Raw genomic sequence first — 17,940 nt, forward strand, 5'->3', positions numbered from 1 at the left:
CGGATGATATGACTCAATCGTGTGGGGGCGCGCGCGACAGGCCGTCGCCGGCGCAGCGCTATGCGAACTGGCGCACAGAAGATTCGTTGCAACGTGGTTATTGTGCTAAGCAATGTTTCGGAGAGAAAAGAAATGACTGTCACTTCGCGTTGCAATCAAGCTGGTCCGCTGGGCAAACTCATCCCGACCCGCTCCCTGAATTCCTGGTTCGCCCGCCTGAGCTGGTTCAGCCGCCGCTGAACCGGGGCGCCGCGCGCGGGCTGGCCCAGCCCGCGCGCGTCAGTCTCAGACCTTTACTGCTATTGACCGTTGCCGCCGGCCACGCCGTAGACGTGTCCGGTGGTGAAGCTCGATTCGTCCGCCGCCAGCGTGACGTAGGCCAGCGCCAGTTCGGCCGGCTGGCCCGGACGCTTCATCGGCGTATCCTCGCCAAACTTCTTCAGGTTCTCCTGGGTCTGCCCGCCCGACACCTGCAGCGGCGTCCACACCGGCCCCGGCGCCACCGCATTCACGCGGATCCCTTTAGGCGCCAGCTGCTTGGCCAGCGACTTGGTCAGCGCCACCTCGGCCGCCTTGGTCATCGAATAGTCCACCAGGTTTTCCGACGGATTGAAGGCCTGCTGCGACGCCGTGTTGATGATGCAGCTACCCGCCTTCAGGTGCGGCACCGCCGCCTTGGTGATCCAGAACATCGCATACACATTGGTCTTCATGGTCCAGTCGAAGTCCGCGGTCGAGATGTCCAGGATCGAGTCCTGCGACTTCTGGCGCGAGGCGTTGTTCACCAAGAGGTCCAGCCCGCCCAGCTGGCGCACGGCTTCGTCGACCAGCTTGCGGCAGAAGGCTTCGTCGCGGATGTCGCCGGGGATCGCCACCGCCTTGCGGCCGGCCTGGCGGATCAGTTCCACGACTTCGCGCGCATCCGCTTCCTCCGCCGGCAGGTAGTTGATGGCGACGTCCGCGCCTTCGCGCGCAAAGGCGATCACGGCGGCGCGGCCGATGCCCGAGTCGCCGCCCGTCACCAGCGCCTTGCGGCCGGCCAAACGGCCGCTGCCGCGGTAGGTGGTTTCGCCATGGTCCGGGCGCGGCGTCATCTTGCTGGCCAGGCCCGGCCAGGGTTGCGACTGGTTGGGGAAGGGCGGGGCCGGGTAGCGCTTGGCCGCTTCGCGGGCGCGGCCGGGCGCCGGCTGGTTCGCCATGTCGGCGCCGGCCTGCTGGGCCATCGCGGGCGCGACCGCGGCGGAGGCTGCGATACCGGTGGCGACGGTGCTGACGAAACGGCGGCGCGAGGGGGCGACCTCGTCAGGTTTTTTCTTGTTCGAATCCATGCTGAAGCTCCTGAAGGTGAACGAGGGCCGCTGGTAGCGGCCACGCGGGAGCAAGCGATGGTAGACCTGATCGAAAAGACATGGAGCCAGCTAGCTCGGCAGAAAGAAACTCAGCCGGCTTGCGGCTTTCCTGCACCAGTAAAGTGCAATTCGATCTCTTCCAGGGTCTTGCCCTTGGTCTCGGGCAGCAGGAAGGCCGCCGTCAGGAAGTACAGCAGCGAGAAGCCCGCGCCGACGAAAAACACGGTCGAGTAGCCGTAGAAGCCGACCGTGGGCAGGAACATGGCCGCGATCAGGGTCGAGACGAACTGGTTGATCAGGAGGGCGATGCTCATGCCGTTCGAGCGGATCCGGGTCGGCATCAGCTCGGACAGGGCCAGCCACACGCACACGCCCGGGCCCACCGCGAAGCCGGCCACGAACAGGCAGATCGCCAGCGCCACCTGCCAACCGTGCGCCTCGGCCGGCACGGCGCCGAGCCAGGCGCGCTCGATGACCAGCGGCGCCGTGCGGCCGGCGGCCGGGTCGGAGAAGGGATTCAGGCGCCAGCGGCGCAGGGTGGCGCCGATCACGCTGTCCTGCGCGATCGCGTCCTCGCGCCGCAGCGTCACCGTGGGCAGCAGCGGGTCGTCGCTGCGCAGCGACTTCACATTGGTGAAGGGTCCGTAGGCATAGGCGACCGTCAGCTGCTGTGGGGTGCTGCCATCTGCGCCGAGCCGGGAGAGCAGCTTCTGGTCCAGGCGCAGCGCCAGGCCGTCGTCGCGCACTTGCGCCTGTATCTGCGCACGCACATCGGCTTGCGTGCTTTCCGCGCCGCGGAATAGCAGGCCGGCCGCCACCAGGGCCACGACGATGGCGCTGCTGCCCAGCATGAGCAGGAATTTGCGGCCCTTGCGGTCGACCAATGCCACCGCCACCACGGTCATGACCGCATTGAGCACCTTGAGGGCCACGTCGGCCGCGTTGGCGGTGGCGCCGGGCAGGCCGGCCTGGTTCAGGATCGTGACGACATAGGCCAGCACCGAATTGATGCCGGTGGCCTGGGTCAGGGCCAGCACCAGGCAGGCCAGCAGGAAGGGCAGCACGTAGCGGCGGCTGGCCAGCGCATCGCGGACCGGAACCGGCGCCTCGGCGGCCTTCATCTTCGTGCCGGTGCGCTGTGCCAGCCAGCGCGGCGACTCCTTCAGCGCCAGGCTGCCGACGGTGAACACAAGGCCGGGTGCGAGGCAGAGCCAGAAGATGGTGCGCCAGGCATGGTCCTGGGCCGCGAACACCATGGCGCTGCGCTGCGCCGGATCCAGCGCGGCGGCGGCCTGGGTCACGGCGTCGACGTTGCGGGCCTGGGACAGGCCGATCACGGCGGCGCCCACCAGGCCAATGGTCAGCATCAGCTGGAACAGGGCCGCGCCCCGTCCGCGCCCGTCCGCAGGCAGCGACTCGGCCAGGTAGAGCGGCACCACGACGCCGATCAGTCCCCCGCTGATCCCTTGCAGCAGGCGCCCCAGCAGCAAAGGGATATAGCCGTCGGACAGCGCGATCATCGGGATGCTGATGGTGAACAGGGCGCCTGCCAGCACCATGCACCAGCGCCGCCCGACCAGGTCGGCCAGCAGTCCCGCGAACAGCGACGACAGCACGGAACCGAGCAGCACCGCCGCCACGATGAAGGACAACTGCTGGGTGCTCAGCTTCCAGGCCAGGGTGGCGGTCGATTCCAGGTAGGGCAAGGCGCCGGCGATGATGCCGACGTCGATGCCGTACAGCAGGCCCCCCATGCCGGCGATGAACAGCAGGTAGCGCCGCGCGCGTTCTGGCGTGGTAATCATGTCGTCTCCGTTTGTTGTGTTTGTATCGTTAGTGCGCGAGGCCGATCGCTTCGCCTTCGACATACACCGCCACCGGCCGCAAATTTGCGTCCAGCACCACGATGTCGGCCCAGGCGCCAGGCGCCAGGCGCCCGCGTTCGTGCTCGCCCAGGTAGTCGGCCGGATAGCGCGACAGGCGCATCGAGGCCTCCGCCAGGTCGAGGCCCAGCCCGACGAAGTTGCGCAGGGCCTGGTCCATGGTCAGCACGCTGCCCGCCAGCGAGCCGGTCGCCAGGCGCACGCAGGCGCCGCACTTGAACACGCGCTGGGTGCCGAGCGCGTATTCGCCGTCCGGCATGCCGGTGGCCGAGGTGGCGTCGGTCACGCCGTACAGACGCGGGATGCTGCGCAAGGCCGCGCGCAGGGCGCCCGGCGCCACGTGCTGCAGGTCGGGGATGATTTCCGCATACTCGGCGTTGGCCAGCGCGGCGCCGACCATGCCGGGGTCGCGGTTCAGCAGGCCGCTCATGCCGTTGAACAGGTGGGTGAAGCCGCTAGCTCCGGCGCGCAGCGCGGCCACGCCGTCCTCGTAGCTGCCGGCGCTGTGGCCGATCTGGACGCGGATGCCGAGGGCGGCGAGTTGCGGGATGAGCTGGAGATTGTCGTCGACTTCGGGCGCCATCGTCAGCACCCGGATCGGGGCGATGGCGTGCAGGCTGCGCACCAGGTCCAGGCGCGCCGGCACCACGTCGGGCGGCTGGGCGCCCAGGCGCTGCAGGTTCAGGAACGGGCCCTCGAGGTGCACGCCCAGCATGCGCGCGGCCCCCGCGGGGCGCTGCGCGATCATGCCGGCCATGCCGGCGAGCGCCCGGCGGATATGGTCTTCCTTTGCAGTCAGCGTGGTGCCGAGCAGGGAGGTGGTGCCGTGGCGCGCGTGGCTGCGGGCCACGACGGCGCCGGCATTCCCGCCTTCCATGATGTCGGTACCGGCCGCGCCGTGCACGTGCAGGTCGACGAAGCCGGGGAGGATGGTGTGCCCGCTTGCGGCAGGGCCTTCGATGATCCGGTGGATGCGTTCGCTGAAATCGATGCTGCCTGTGATCCAGCCGGAAGGAGTCAGGATTCTGCCGCTGAGCATTTAGTCCGCTATGAGTAATTCGATGCCGAGCTTCTGCAGGCCCTCGCGGTATTCCTGGCTGATGCTGGCATCGGTGATGACGGTATCGACCCGGTCCAGCTGCACGATGCGGTGCAGGCTGACCCGGCCGAACTTGGAGGCGTCGGTGAGCACGATGATCTTCTTCGCGCGCTCGACCATCTTGTGGTTCAGGCTTGCCTCGGCCTCGTGATGGGTGGTGACGCCGAACTGCAGGTCGAAGCCGTCCACGCCGAGGAACAGCTTGTCGAAGTTATAGGCCTGCAGGGTCGCCTCGGCCTGGCTGCCCTGGATCGACAGCGACTGCTTGCGCAGCAGTCCTCCGGTCAGGATCAGCTCCACGCCGGCGGTGTCGGCCAGCTCCCAGGCGATGTTCAGGCCATTGGTCATGACCGTCACGCCGTTCGCCTCGCGCAGGTGGCGCGCCAGCGAGATCGTGGTGGTGCCCGAGTCGATGATGATGTTGTCGCCTTCCTGCACCAGGGTGGCGGCCAGGGCGCCGATGCGGTCCTTCTGCTCCTGGTTGATCGCATCCTTCTGGCGGATCGACTGTTCCGGCGGCGGGGTGCGGGTGAGCGTCGCGCCGCCGTGGCTGCGCGAGGCCAGGCCCTGCGATTCGAGCGCGCTCAGGTCGTTGCGGATGGTGACCGCCGAGACCCCGAACTCCTGCACCAGGTCGTTCACCTGGACCGATCCCTTGCGGGTCAGTTGCTGGAGGATGGCTTCGCGGCGTTGGGTCGTGTTTCGCATGGTGGCGGCTCGGTTGGCGTTCAAAAACGCCGAGCTTAACAGATCGATGCCGGCGTGTTGACGGGCGCCGCGGCATTCCGGTTGCAGGCCCGCGCGTACTGGGCCAGCACCCTTCCGATCTTGTGCTCGAGCAGGGCGCGCGGCTTCGCGGCGAGCTGGCCCTGCAGCACTTCCAGGTATTGCTCGTGCAGGTGCTGGCTCAGGAGCGGCAGCGGAATCCCGATCGCGTCGAGGTTCGCGCACAGCGTCTCCACGGCGGCGGCCACCGGCGCCTCGTTCCAGTAGTAGCGGCAGCGGTCCGACAGGCCGTAGCGGCGCATCAGGCGCTGTTCCTCGCTGCTGCCCGGGTAGTGCTTGCGCCAGTGCTCGGGCTTGGCCAGCATGACCTCGTCCAGCACCGCCATCAGGCGCGAGGCTTGTTCCGGCGGCAGCAGCTCGTCCTCGATCTGGCACAGGGCCAGCAAGCCTTCGCGCAGGGCGAAGGTGGCGGCCGGGCCGACCTTGAGGATGGCGAAGTGGTCGCGCACCATCTCGTGCAGGCTCGACTCGCGCTGGTAATCGGTGGAGTGAGCCTCGAACACCAAGCCGGGCTGGCCGGCGACGAAGGCCGACAGCGCCGAAGCCTGGGCGGCCTCGTAGTGCTGGATATGGCTGGCGTCGAAGTCAACGCCCGGCTGCACCACCATCGCGATCACGCGGCGCCAGGCCGCGTGCAGGCGGGCGTCGAGGAAGGCGCGGCAATGCACTTCCAGGGTGCGGGCGGCCGCCTGCGGCGAGGTCGGCGCGCCGGCTTCGGCCAGCGCGGATTCGCCGCCCGGCACCGGCACCTCGGTGCCGATCACGTACACCGGCGGCGGGTGGCCGGCGTCCTGCGCCGCCGCTTCCGCGATCGCGGCCAGGCGCGCTGAACGCGCCGCCACGGTCTCGTCGTCCAAGGTGGCCGGGTCGTCCGCGCAGCGCATGCTGCAGTCGAGGTGGATCTTGTGGAAGCCGGCAGCGGCATAGGCCGCGATCAGGACCTCGGCGTTCGCCATGGCTTCCAGGGCGGGGCGGCCCTGCCAGGCGTTGGGGCCCAGGTGGTCGCCGCCAAGCACCAGGCGCTCCAGCGGGAAACCGCGCTCGTGCGCCAGCCGGTGCACGTAGTCGCGGAACTGTTGCGGGTTCATGCCGGTGTAGCCGCCGAACTGGTCGACCTGGTTCGAGGTCGCTTCGACCAGCAGCAGGGTATCGTAGCGGCTGGCCACCTGCATGGCGGCCGTGAGCACCAGCGGATGGCTGCAGCAGACGCTGTACAGGCCGACCGGCTCGCCGCGGCGGTGCGCCTTGACGAGCTGCTGGATGGGAGAGAGGTCCTGGTTCATGGGGGCTCGCGTTCAGGTCGAAGGAGTGTGCTGGCGCGCCAGCAGGGCCGCGCCGCGTGCGCCGCCGGCGTCGCCGAAGCGCGGCGGCAGGATCGGCGGCACTTGCGCGCCCGGGAACAGGTGGCGGCGTACCGCGCCGGGCAGCTGCTCGTAGAGATGCGGCAGCTGGGACAGGCCGCCGCCCAGCACGATGGCATGCGGATCGAGCCCCAGCACCAGGCTGGAAAACGCGTGCGCCAGCAGGTCGAGGTGGGCGTCCAGGGCGGCCTGCGCCGGCGCGTTGCCGGCATTGGCGCGCGCCGCGACGACCATCGGTTCGGCGCCGTCTCCGCCGAGATGGCGGTGCAGCATGGCCATGCCGGGGCCGGAGACGTAACGTTCGAAGCAGCCTTGGCGCCCGCAGGCGCAGGGAATCACGGGCAGGCCGTAGCGCGCCAGCAGGTGGCTGGGAACGGCCCAGTGACCCCATTCGCCGGCCACGCCGTTGAAGCCGCGCTGGAGCAGGCCGCCGGCGCAGTAGCCGCCGCCGGCGCCGGTGCCGAGGATGGCGCCGAACATGGTCGGCAGGCCGTCGGCCGCACCGCCTTGCGCTTCGGACAGGGCGAAGCACTGGCAGTCGTTGCCGATCACGACCGGCCGGCCGAGCGCTTCCTCGAGCGCCGGCGCGACCAGGCGGCCGTTCAGGGCCGGCACATTCGAGCTGAGCTGGCGGCCAGTGCGGGCATCGGCCACGCCGGGCAGGCCGATGCCGACCGGCGCGCCGCAGCCGAGGGCCCGGTCGGCGCGCTCGACGAGTGCGGCCACGGCCTGCACGAAGGCGGGGAAGTCGTGGCCGGGCGTGGCGACGCGCTCGCGGAAGGCTTCGGCGAACCCGGCATCGAAGGCGACCAGCTCGATCTTGCTGCCGCCGATGTCGATGCCGTGGTAGCCGCGCGGATCAGTGTTCGTCATGGCGGTAGATGGTGACGCCCTTGACGACACGGTTGACCGTGCCGCTGGCGAAAGGATTGTCGGGACGCAGCCGCAGCGCGGCCGACTGGTGCAGGGCGATCTGCTGGGCGGCCAGCAGCCACAGCGGGGCCAGCCAGGTATCCGGCCAGTCGGGCGTATCGATGCCGATGTCGCCGCCCATGCCGATGGTGAGCACGCGCCCGGCCACGCCGTCGCGGCGCAGTTCCTCGACCAGGTCGGCCTCGTAGCGCTGCGCCAGCCGCTTGCCGCTGCCGAAGACGAAGACCAGGGCGTCGGGCGTCAGCACAGACTTGGGGCCGTGGCGGAAACCCAGCGGGGTGTTGGCGATGGCCGGCACGCGTCCGGCCGTCAGTTCCAGCAGCTTCAGCGCGCTTTCCTTGGCCAGGCCTTCAAGCGGACCGCTGCCGAGGTAGACCACGCGGCCGGCTTCGCGGGCGGCGAGGTCCGCCAGCGGCGCTTCCCAGGCCTGCATCGCGGCCAAGGCCAGGCAGGCCAGCATGTCGATGCGCTCGCCAGGGGCGTCCTTGCCCAGCACCGCCAGCGCGGCCAGCAGCATGCAGGTGAAGCTGCTGGTCATGGCGAAGCCGCGGTCGCAGCTGGCGGCCGGCATCAGGAGGTTGAAGGCATTCGCATCTTCTGCGCTGTCGCGCGCCAGCCGGCCTTCCGGGTTGCAGGTGATGTTCAGCAGGCGGGCGCCGGGCACCAGGTCGCGCACCAGGTGCACGGCCGCCAGGCTCTCCGGGCTGTCGCCGCTGCGCGCGAAGGAAACCAGTAAAGTGGGCGCGCCGGCTTCCAGATAGAGCTCGGGATGGGTGAGCAGGGTGGTGGTGGCGATCGCGCGCACCTGGGCCGGCCAGGCGGCATTGAGTTCGTCGGCGATGATCTCGCCCACATAGGCCGAGCTGCCGGCGCCGGTCAGGATCACCCGTTGCAGCGGATCGGCCAGGCTGGCGCCCAGGAAGGCCGCCACGGCGTGGCGTTCGTCCTGCAGGTGTCCGGCCAGTTCGCGCCAGAGCGCGGGCTGGTGTGCGATCTCCTCGGCGGTATGCAGGCCGCCGATGTCGCGCCACGCTTGTTGGCTTCGCTGCAGAAGAGTAGTCATCGAAAGATATCTAAAAAGTTTTCAGTGTGATCAATCTTAAATAGAAAGCTTACGAAAGTCAAATACGAAAGATATCGAAAGTTATGCAGGCATCTTCAGACGGTGCGGAAGGCATGGGATGCAGAGCGGTGTGCGTTTTTCGCATCATCTTTCAATCATTACGAAAGGTATATGCGTATAAAATCTGTGAAACGAAAGGTTTTTGGCATGGTTTGTACGTCATTTCGAATATTTTTATATTTTTCCTTTCCTTTTTGTTGACCGTCTTTGTTTTTGTTCATACATTATCTTCATCAAAACGCAACATGAACCAAAAGACCGTCATGAAATACACGTCCCGTCTGCGCCCTTGTTTCACTGTCTCCGCGCTGGTGCTGGCCCTGCCGGCCCTGGCCTATGCTGCGCCGCTCGGCAAGCTGCGCACGGTCAGCCCGGGGAATGCGGACGGTCCGTCCTGGGACCTGGTCTCGGAATCCGGCGCCACGGTGCGGGTCAGCCTGCCGCGCGCGGACGTGCTGCACATCCAGGCCGGCCGCAAGGAGTTGAGCGGCCCGGGCGACAAGGCGGCGCCGATCGTGGTGGCGCATGCGGCAAAGGACGTGCCGCACGAATTCAGGGAAGAGAACGGCCAGCTGGTGCTGAAGACCAGCGCCCTGACCCTGCGCGTGGACCGCGCGCCGCTGCGCTTCACCCTCTACCGCAGCGGCGAAGCCCAGCCCCTGTGGCGCGAGCTGCAGCCGCTCGACCTGACGGAGAAGCAGAACGTGCAGGTGCTCTCGAGCAGCAAGGACGAGCGTTTCTACGGCGGCGGCCAGCAGAACGGGCGCTTCGAGTTCAAGGGCCGCGAGCTGCCGGTGTCGTATTCCGGCGGCTGGGAAGAGGGCGACCGCCCGAACCCCGCGCCTTTCCTCATGAGTTCGCGCGGCTGGGGCATGCTGCGCAATACCTGGGCCGACGGGAACTACGACCTGCGCGAGGATGGCCAGGTCACCCTGCAGCATGCGGAAGGCCGCTTCGACGCCTACTACTTCGTCGGCAAGTCGATGCGCGAGGTGCTGGCGCGCTATACCGAATGGACCGGCCGGGCGCGCCTGCTGCCGCGCTGGGCCTTCGAATACGGCGACGCCGACTGCTACAACGACGGCGACAACGTCAAGAAGCCGGGCACGGCGCCCAAGGGCTGGACCGACGGCCCCACCGGCAAGACCCCGGACGTGATCGAGAGCGTGGCGCGCCAGTACCGCGAGCACGACATGCCGGGCGGCTGGATCCTGCCGAATGACGGCTATGGCTGCGGCTACACGGCCCTGCCGGAAACCGTGCGGGGCCTGGCCGGATATGGCTTCCGCACCGGCCTGTGGACCGAGAACGGGGTCGACAAGATCGCCTGGGAAGTCGGCCAGGCCGGCTCGCGCGCCCAGAAGCTCGATGTGGCCTGGACCGGCAAGGGCTACCAGTTCTCGCTGGACGCCAACAAGGCCGCCTATGACGGCATCCTGAACAACTCGGACGGCCGTCCCTTCATCTGGACCGTGATGGGCTGGGCCGGCACCCAGCGCTATGCGGTGGCATGGACCGGCGACCAGAGCGCCAGCTGGGACTACATCCGCTGGCACGTGCCGACCCTGATCGGTTCGGGCCTGTCCGGCCAGGCCTACGCCACCGGCGACGTCGACGCCATCTTCGGCGGCAGCCCCGAAACCTTTACCCGCGACCTGCAGTGGAAGAGTTTTACTCCGGTCCTGATGGGCATGTCCGGCTGGTCGGCGGCGGCGCGCAAGCATCCCTGGTGGTTCGACGAGCCTTACCGGAGCATCAACCGGCGCTACCTGAAGCTCAAGATGCGCCTGACCCCGTACATGTACACGCTGGCGCAGGAGGCGGCGGAGAAGGGAGCGCCGCTGGTTCGCGGCCTGATGTGGGATTACCCGAACGACCCGAGCGCCCTCGGCGAAGCCCACAAATACCAGTTCCTGCTCGGGCGCGACCTGCTGGTCGCCCCGGTCTACCGCAGCCAGGCGGTCAGCCAGGGCTGGCGCAAGGGCATCCACCTGCCGCAGGGCCGCTGGATCGACTACTGGGACGGCCGCCAGCTGGCGGCGGGCACGGAAGGGCGCGACATCGACCTGCAGGTCACGCTGGACAAGCTGCCGGTGTTCGTCCGCGCCGGCGCCATCATCCCGATGTACCCGGAGATGCTCTACGACGGCCACAAGCCGAAGGACCGCCTGACCCTCGATCTCTACCCGGAAGGCGAGTCGGAATACCTGCTCTACGAGGACGACGGCAACACCCGCAAATACCTGGACGGCGCGTCCAGCCGCCAGAAGATCACGATGCGCGAGCAGGGCGGCCGCGTGGATGTCGCCATCCATCCGGTCGAGGGTTCCTATGACGGCCAGGAAGCGCGGCGCGGCTACAGCCTGCGCCTGCCGAGCCGGCAGGCGCCGGGCGGCGTCACGCTGGGGACCGCCGCGCTGAAGCAGGCGGCTAGCCGTGCCGAGTTCGACGCGATGGACGCCGGCTGGTTCTTCGATGCGAACGAGCGCCTCGGGACTGTACACGTGAAGGCCCCTAGCCAGGACATCCGCCAGCCGCTGGCCTTCACCCTGCAGGGCGTCGCCCGCCCGGCCGGCGACGACGCCTTCCCGGCCGCGCCGAAGCCGGGCCGCGCCCTGCCGCCGGATGCGATGGTCGTGGTGAACCGTCCGGCCGAGGAAGCGGGCCATCCGCTGGAAAACGCTTTTGACGGCAAGCCGGACACCTGGTTCCGCACCGTGCGCAGCCAGGCGGTCAAGAGCGGCGCCCACGAGTGGACCATCGGCTTCACCGAGCGCCGCCTGGTCGACGGCATCGAGATCGCGCCGAGGAACGACAAGAACTGGAAGCACGGCCAGGTGCGCGACTACGAGATCTACATCGCCGACAGCAATGGCGAGTGGGGCGCGCCGGTGCAGCGCGGCACGCTCAAGCTGCAAGAGGGCGCGCAGACGATCGCCTTCCCGGCCACCGCCGGCCGCCTGCTGCGCTTCCGCGTCCTCTCGACCCAGAACCCGGACGGCAGCGGCGCCTCCAGCCTCGACCCGATGGTTACCGCCGCCAACGGCGCCGCCCCGGCCCGCGCCTTCGACGCAGCCGCGCCGCTCGAGGTGTCGCCGCTGACATTGTCGGAGTTCCGCGTGCTCGAACACCAGCTGCCGGAAGGGCGCGAGCTGCGCCGCTACCTGAGCGAGCTGCCGCTGCCGAAGACCTTCGGGCGCGACAAGCCCGCCGGCAAGGCCGCCGAGATGCGCATGAACGGCCTGCGCTTCAACAAGGGCGTCGGCGCCGGCCCGAACAGCCGCCTCGACCTGGAGCTGGCCGGTACGTGGCACCTGCTGCGCGCCGACCTCGGCGTCGACGACAGCTGCCGGTCGGCGGGCAGCATGCGCTTCCAGGTCTGGAACGGCGAACGCCTGCTGTACGACAGCGGTATCGTCAAGGCGCCGGCCGTCGTGAAACCCGAGATCGACGTGCGCGGCCTGCGCCAGCTCAGCCTGCGCACCCTAGGCGACAAGACGTCCCGAACGTGCGGCAACTGGGCCAACGCCGCCTTGACCGGCACGGAAGGCGCCACGCTCAAGCTGCGCTAAGTCCTCCAACAACCTAGCAGTCACGGAGCCCCTCCACGGACGGGGAGGGGCTCCTACATCCTTCGACCTCTGAAAAACAGAACGGAAACAGCATATGAAGCGACGCAATTTTCTCTCCCTCGGTTCGGCATTGGCGGGCAGCGCCCTGTATGCGGGCGCGCTTCCCGGCGCGCAGGCGGCCGGCCGCGAGCGCCTGCGCATCGGCATGATCGGCACCGGCATGCGCGGCCAGGTGCTGTTGCGCGAACTGGTGCGGCGCGCCGACGTCGAGGTGGCCGCCCTGTGCGACATCGAGCCGATCATGCTGGGGCGCGCGGTGCAGATGGTCATGGCCGCCGGCAAGCCGGCCCCCGCCACCTTCGGCGAGAACGGCGACGGCTACGCCTACCGCCGCATGCTGGACGCGGGCAAGCTCGATGGCGTGATCATCGCCACGCCCTGGGAGTGGCATGCGCAGATGGCGATCGACGCCATGCAGGCCAAGGTCCCGGTGGGCTGCGAGGTGGTGGCCGGCGTCAGCCTGCAGGACCACTGGAACGTGCTCGACGCCCAGCTCAAGACCGGCACGCCGTATATGCTGCTGGAGAATGTGTGCTACCGGCGCGACGTGCTGGCGGTGCTGCGCATGGTGCGCTCTGGCCTGTTCGGCGACCTGGTGCACCTGCAGGGCGGCTACCAGCACGACCTGCGTGCCGTGAAGTTCAACAGCGGCGATCCGAGCAAGCCCTATGGCGGCGGCGTCGAGTTCGGCCAGAAGGGCTGGTCGGAAGCGCGCTGGCGCACCGAGCACTCGGTGCGCCGCAACGGCGAGCTGTATCCGAGCCACGGCATCGGCCCCTGCGCGATGTACACCAACATCAACCGCGGCAACCGCTTCACCCGCATCAACGCCTTCGCCAGCAAGGCCGCCGGCCTGCACGACTACGTGGTGCGCAACGGCGGTGAAGACCACCCGAACGCCCGCACCCGCTTCCAGCTGGGCGACATCGTCACCACCACGCTGTCCTGCGACAACGGCGAAACCATCATCCTGCAGCACGACACCTCGCTGCCGCGCCCCTATTCGCTGGGCTTCCGGGTGCAGGGCACGCGCGGCCTGTGGATGGACCTGAACCGCGGCGTGCACGTGGAGGGCGTGAGCAAGCCCCACGAATGGGACGACGCCCAGGCCTGGTTCGCCAAATACGACCATCCCTTGTGGCGCAAGTACGGCGAACAGGCGGCCGGCGCCGGCCACGGCGGCATGGACTTCTTCGTGATCCACGCCTTCGTCGAGGCGCTGAAAGAGAACGCGCCGATGCCGATCGATATCTACGACGCCGTCACCTGGAGCGCGATCACGCCGCTGTCCGAGCAATCGATCGCGCTGGGCTTCCAGACCCTGGACTTCCCCGATTTCACGGGCGGCAAATGGCGCACCCGCAAACCGATCTTCGCCTTCGACGACCGCTACTGATCCACGACCGATCCACAACCGATTCACGACTGATACCGACCGCATCACCGCTTTTCCACCTTCCCGGGAGAACACGATGAAACGCCTGAAGCTGATGTTGAGTACCGCACTGATCATCCTTGGCTCCGCCAGCCTGCCTGCTGGTGCCCAGACCCCCGCCACCGTGGCCCTGCCGGGCAACGGTTTCGTCACGACCGCCGGCAGCGGCGCGACCGAGACCATCACCACGAGCGGACTGGCCAACTGGACCAATCCGTCCACCGTCACCAGCGTCTGGTTCCGCATGGCGCAGGCGGGCAGCGCCACCATCGGCCTGGATGCCAGCCTGGCCGGCAGCAACCAGAGCACGGTGCGCGTGACGGTGGGTGGCACGCCGTTCCAGGTGAACCTCACCAAGGGCGCCCTGAAGACCTATGGCGTCGGCACCCTCAGCCTGCCGGCCGGCTACATCCGTGTCGACCTGCAGGGCGTCAGCAAGGACGGCGGCTACTTCGGCGACGTCGCCGCCATCAAGGTCACGACCAGCGCGAACCTCCAGTACGCCAACGACGCGGCCAATTACTACTGGTCGCGGCGCGGACCCTCGGTCCACCTGGGCTATACCGTGCCGGCCGACACCGAGTACTTCTACAGCGAAGTCACGGTGCCGTCCGGCCAGGACGCGATCGGCTCCTACTACATGGCCAACGGCTTCAACGGCGGCTACTTCGGCATCCAGGTCAAGTCGCCTTCCGAGCGCTGGGTGCTGTTCTCGGTCTGGGATGCGGACAACGGCGCCAAGACGACCCTGGTGAGCAAGGGCGCCGGCGTGATCGACAACGGCTTCGGCGGCGAAGGCACGGGCGGCCAGTCCTACCTGGTTTACAACTGGGTGGCGGGGAACACCTACCGCTTCGTCACCCGCGCGCGGCCGGACGGCGCCGGCGGCACCGACTTCTCGGCCTGGTTCTTCGCGCCGGAGACCGGCAGCTGGCGCTACATCGCCACCTGGAAGCGCCCGGCCACCACGACCTACCTGGCCGGCGTCTACTCCTTCCTCGAGAACTTCATCGACACCAAGGGCTACCTGGGACGCCAGGCGGAACACGGCAACCAGTGGGCGCGCAGCACCGCCGGCGCCTGGAGCGAGATCACGAGTGCGCGGTTTACCGGCGACGCCACCGCCGCCAACGGCCAGCGCCTGGATTATGCGGGCGGCCTGCGCAACGGCCGCTTCTACCTGCGCAACGGCGGCTTCTTCAGCAACAACGTCCCGCTCAACCAGAACTTCACCCGTCCCGCAACCGGCAGCGCCCCCGCGGTGGACGTCGGCACGCTGCCGCTGCAATGAAGAGACCCCGCACGCTTATAACAACAGGAGAGGTACACATGAAACTCAAGAAACTGATGGCCGCGCTGGCGGCCGCCGGGCTGGCCACGAGCAGCCTGGCGCAGGACGCGACCACCACGCCGGAGGAGGCGAAAGAGGGCAAGATGGCGCGCGTGGAAGTCACCGGCTCGAGCCTGAAGCGCATCAACGCCGAGACCGCGTCGCCGGTGCAGGTGGTGGACGCCAAGCAGATCGAGAACATGGGGGCGCGCACCCTGATGCAGGTGCTCGACAACCTGCCGGCGGCGCGTCCGGCCCAGCAGGACTTCCGCTCGATGTTCACCGGCTCGGACGGCGGCTCGCAGGCAAACCTGCGCGGCCTCGGCGCCCAGGGCACGCTGGTGCTGCTCAACGGCCGCCGCCTGTCCTTCTACGGCGCGCCGTCCGGCTTCCAGACCATGTTCGTGAACATCGACGCGATTCCGGCCGCGGCGATCGAACGCATGGAGATCCTGACCGACGGCGCCTCGGCGGTGTACGGCTCCGACGCGGTGGCGGGCGTGATCAACGTGATCACCAAGAAGAACTATCAGGGCCTGGAAGTGCGCGGCACCTACGATATGTCGGAGCGCGTCGACTCCTATGGCGAGAAGCAGGGCGGCATCGTGTTCGGCACTGGCGACCTGGGCAGCCAGGGCTTCAACGTGATCGGCTCGCTGAACGTCTACCAGCGCGACCGCATCGCCCTGGCCGATACCTACGACAAGCGTCCGGATCACTTCTACGTCAACAACCCGAACTTCATCCCGAACATGCGCATCGGCGTCGGCAGCGAGCCGGGCCAGCTCAATCCGGGCACCTTCTTCGTGTTCGACCCGAACCGCAACAATGCGCGCGTGCAGCGCGCGGTGGGCGGCTGCCCGACCCAGATCACCGAGGCTTCCGGCACGCGCTGCGTCTGGAACACGCTGCCCAACGGCCTGGACACCGGCCCGACCTCGGACCGCGCGACCGGCTTCCTCTCGGGCCGCATGCGCTTCGGGGACGGCTTCGAAGGCTTCGCGGAAGCCGCCTACACCCACATCAAGATGGTCGGCCGCAACGGCCCGACCAGCTTCAACAGCGGCAGCACCAGCAACTGGTTCTCGCGCAATACCGGCACCAGGCTCAACACCTTCACCACGCCCTACCTGGGACCGAACAACGTCTACCTGAAGGGCAGGCTGGCGCCGGAAATGGCCGCGCTGATGGGCGGGGCGTCCGGTCTGAACTATCTGCTGCAGGATGCCACCAACCACTTCGGCCAGCGCAACATCGACGACAGCTACCGCGCCCTGGCCGGCGTGCGCGGCCCCGTGTTCGGCGACTGGGAGTTCGAGACCGCGGTCGCGGTGGCGGGCAGCCACTCGACGCTCTACCAGACCGTCAACATCAATACCAAGGGTTTCGAGAAGGCCTTCGGTCCCTTCACGAAGGACCCGGTGACGGGCCGCACCTATATTTCGGACAATCCGGCCTATAAATTCGGCGAGATCAGCGAAGCCAACGCCGCGCTGATCCGCGAAGCCTATCCGACCTTCGACATCCAGTCCTGGACCAAGCTGATCACCTGGGACGGCAAGATCGAGGGCGCCTTGGCCAAGATCGGCGACCGCGAAGTGCGCGCCGCCTTCGGGGCCAGCCTGATGCGCGAGAGCTTCGAGACCCCGGGCAATGCGGACGCCGCCAACGGCCTGATCACCCAGCAGGGCGGCTCCTGGTTCGACGGCGAGCGCACCATCTCGGCCCTGTTCGGCGAGGTCGTGGCGCCGCTCACCGAGACCCTGGAACTGAACGTCGCCGCGCGCCTCGACAAATACCCGAACTTCAGCGCCAACCTGGCGCCGAAGCTGGGCGTGGTGTGGCGCGCGCGTCCCGACGTGATGGTGCGCGGCACCTATTCGCATGGCTTCCGCGCACCCAACCTGGCCGAATCCGGCGAGGGCGGCGTGTTCGCCCAGGTGGGCGGCATCCGCGACACCGTGCGCTGCGACGAGACCAATGCGATGGCGCGGCTGCTGCAAAAGTCGGTATCGCGCGCCGAGGTCGACCTGGGCCGCAGCCTGCTCAACTCGAACTGCTCGACCACGGTGGGCGGCCTGACGCCGCCGAATCCCGACCTGAAGCCCGAGAAGGCGAAGATCGCCACCCTGGGCGTGGTGCTGCAGCCGGTGCGCGACGTCAGCGTTTCGCTCGACTACTGGTACATCAACCGCCGCAACGAGATCGTTCGCCAGGACTTCAACCAGTTGTTCACCCTGCTGGTTGCCGAGCATGGCCCGGCCCTGGCCGGCACCACCCAGGCGATCCGCAACGACCTTACCGACGCCGACCGCGCCAATATGGCGGCCGTGGCGACGATGTGCGCCAACCCGGCCAACGCGGCGGCCTGCGCCGGCCCGCTGCCGACTTACTCGGTGGGCAACCTGGGCGGCCTGATCAACTCCTACCTGAACCGCGGCGGCACCCTGGTCGACGGCTTCGACATCGATGCGCGCACCCGCGTCGGGCTGGGCAACTATGGCCGCCTGAACCTGGGCGCCGCCTTGACGATCCGCCGCCGCGAGACCTACGACTACGAGGATGGCAGTGGCTTCTCGGGCAACTACGTCGGCTACTACGGCTCGCCGCGCCTGCGCGGCACCTTCAATGCCGACTGGGTCTACCGCGACTTCACCACCAGCCTGTTCGTGAACTACACGGGCAAGACCAAATGGGCCTACGACCAGTTCGATACCGTCAACACGCCGGAGAGCTGCCTGGCCGCCGGCGTTTCGCTGCCGGCGAACCTGTGCGGCGGGGCGCCTTCGTCCACGACGGTGAACCTCGGCTTCAACTGGAAGCCGATGAAGAACCTGAACCTGGGCCTCAACATCAAGAATGTGCTCGACAAGAAACCGTACTACGACCCGAACGGCTGGGAAGGCTATAACCACAGCCAGAACCTGTTCGGCCGCCAGTACGCGTTTTCGGCCAGCTACAAGTTCTGGTAAAAGGGAGGAGTCGGTCCGCTGTCTGGGGCCGCTCTTT

At 68.1% G+C, this 17,940-nt stretch carries 11 protein-coding genes; 4 read left to right on the forward strand and 7 right to left on the reverse strand.

The features are described 5' to 3' along the window. Positions 1-299: 299 nt before the first annotated feature. From LQ564_RS05425 to LQ564_RS05455, 7 genes are all read right to left on the reverse strand, one after another. Positions 300-1,328: an SDR family oxidoreductase gene (locus LQ564_RS05425; protein WP_231057049.1), complete on the reverse strand. Its 1,029-nt coding sequence runs from the start codon at positions 1,326-1,328 to the stop codon at positions 300-302. Between the two features lie 110 nt (positions 1,329-1,438). Then, the gene (locus LQ564_RS05430) at positions 1,439-3,154 is read right to left on the reverse strand and encodes an MFS transporter (RefSeq protein ID WP_231057050.1); all 1,716 of its coding nucleotides are present in this window, start codon (positions 3,152-3,154) and stop codon (positions 1,439-1,441) included. A 28-nt stretch (positions 3,155-3,182) separates the two neighbouring features. After that, entirely contained in the window at positions 3,183-4,271 is a 1,089-nt protein-coding gene (locus LQ564_RS05435) for an N-acetylglucosamine-6-phosphate deacetylase (protein WP_231057051.1), read from the reverse strand. Then, the gene (locus LQ564_RS05440) at positions 4,272-5,039 is read right to left on the reverse strand and encodes a DeoR family transcriptional regulator (RefSeq protein WP_231057052.1); all 768 of its coding nucleotides are present in this window, start codon (positions 5,037-5,039) and stop codon (positions 4,272-4,274) included. Positions 5,040-5,074: 35 nt separating this feature from the next. Next, positions 5,075-6,400, reverse strand: coding sequence for a D-tagatose-bisphosphate aldolase, class II, non-catalytic subunit (locus LQ564_RS05445; protein ID WP_231057053.1), 1,326 nt, complete (start codon positions 6,398-6,400; stop codon positions 5,075-5,077). Positions 6,401-6,412: 12 nt separating this feature from the next. After that, on the reverse strand, positions 6,413-7,351 hold the full coding sequence (locus LQ564_RS05450; protein WP_231057054.1) for an ROK family protein: 939 nt from the start codon (positions 7,349-7,351) through the stop codon (positions 6,413-6,415). Continuing rightward, positions 7,338-8,474 carry an AgaS family sugar isomerase gene (locus LQ564_RS05455; RefSeq protein ID WP_231057055.1) on the reverse strand — a complete coding sequence of 379 codons (1,137 nt, stop codon included), beginning with the start codon at positions 8,472-8,474 and terminating at the stop codon, positions 7,338-7,340. Before LQ564_RS05455 ends, LQ564_RS05450 begins: the two co-directional genes overlap by 14 nt. Before the next feature lie 323 nt (positions 8,475-8,797). Between LQ564_RS05455 and LQ564_RS05460 the strand changes: the two genes are divergently transcribed. From LQ564_RS05460 to LQ564_RS05475, 4 genes are all read left to right on the forward strand, one after another. Continuing rightward, the gene (locus LQ564_RS05460) at positions 8,798-12,106 is read left to right on the forward strand and encodes a TIM-barrel domain-containing protein (protein WP_231057056.1); all 3,309 of its coding nucleotides are present in this window, start codon (positions 8,798-8,800) and stop codon (positions 12,104-12,106) included. Positions 12,107-12,200: 94 nt separating this feature from the next. Beyond that, positions 12,201-13,562, forward strand: a complete 1,362-nt coding sequence (locus LQ564_RS05465) for a Gfo/Idh/MocA family protein (RefSeq protein ID WP_231057057.1) — start codon at positions 12,201-12,203, stop codon at positions 13,560-13,562. A 76-nt stretch (positions 13,563-13,638) separates the two neighbouring features. Continuing rightward, positions 13,639-14,892, forward strand: a complete 1,254-nt coding sequence (locus tag LQ564_RS05470; RefSeq protein WP_231057058.1) for a DUF3472 domain-containing protein — start codon at positions 13,639-13,641, stop codon at positions 14,890-14,892. A 38-nt stretch (positions 14,893-14,930) separates the two neighbouring features. Beyond that, on the forward strand, positions 14,931-17,903 hold the full coding sequence (locus LQ564_RS05475; RefSeq protein ID WP_231057059.1) for a TonB-dependent receptor plug domain-containing protein: 2,973 nt from the start codon (positions 14,931-14,933) through the stop codon (positions 17,901-17,903). Positions 17,904-17,940 lie beyond the last annotated feature (37 nt).

The organism is Massilia phyllostachyos, assembly GCF_021044825.1.
GTDB lineage: Bacteria > Pseudomonadota > Gammaproteobacteria > Burkholderiales > Burkholderiaceae_D > Telluria > Telluria phyllostachyos.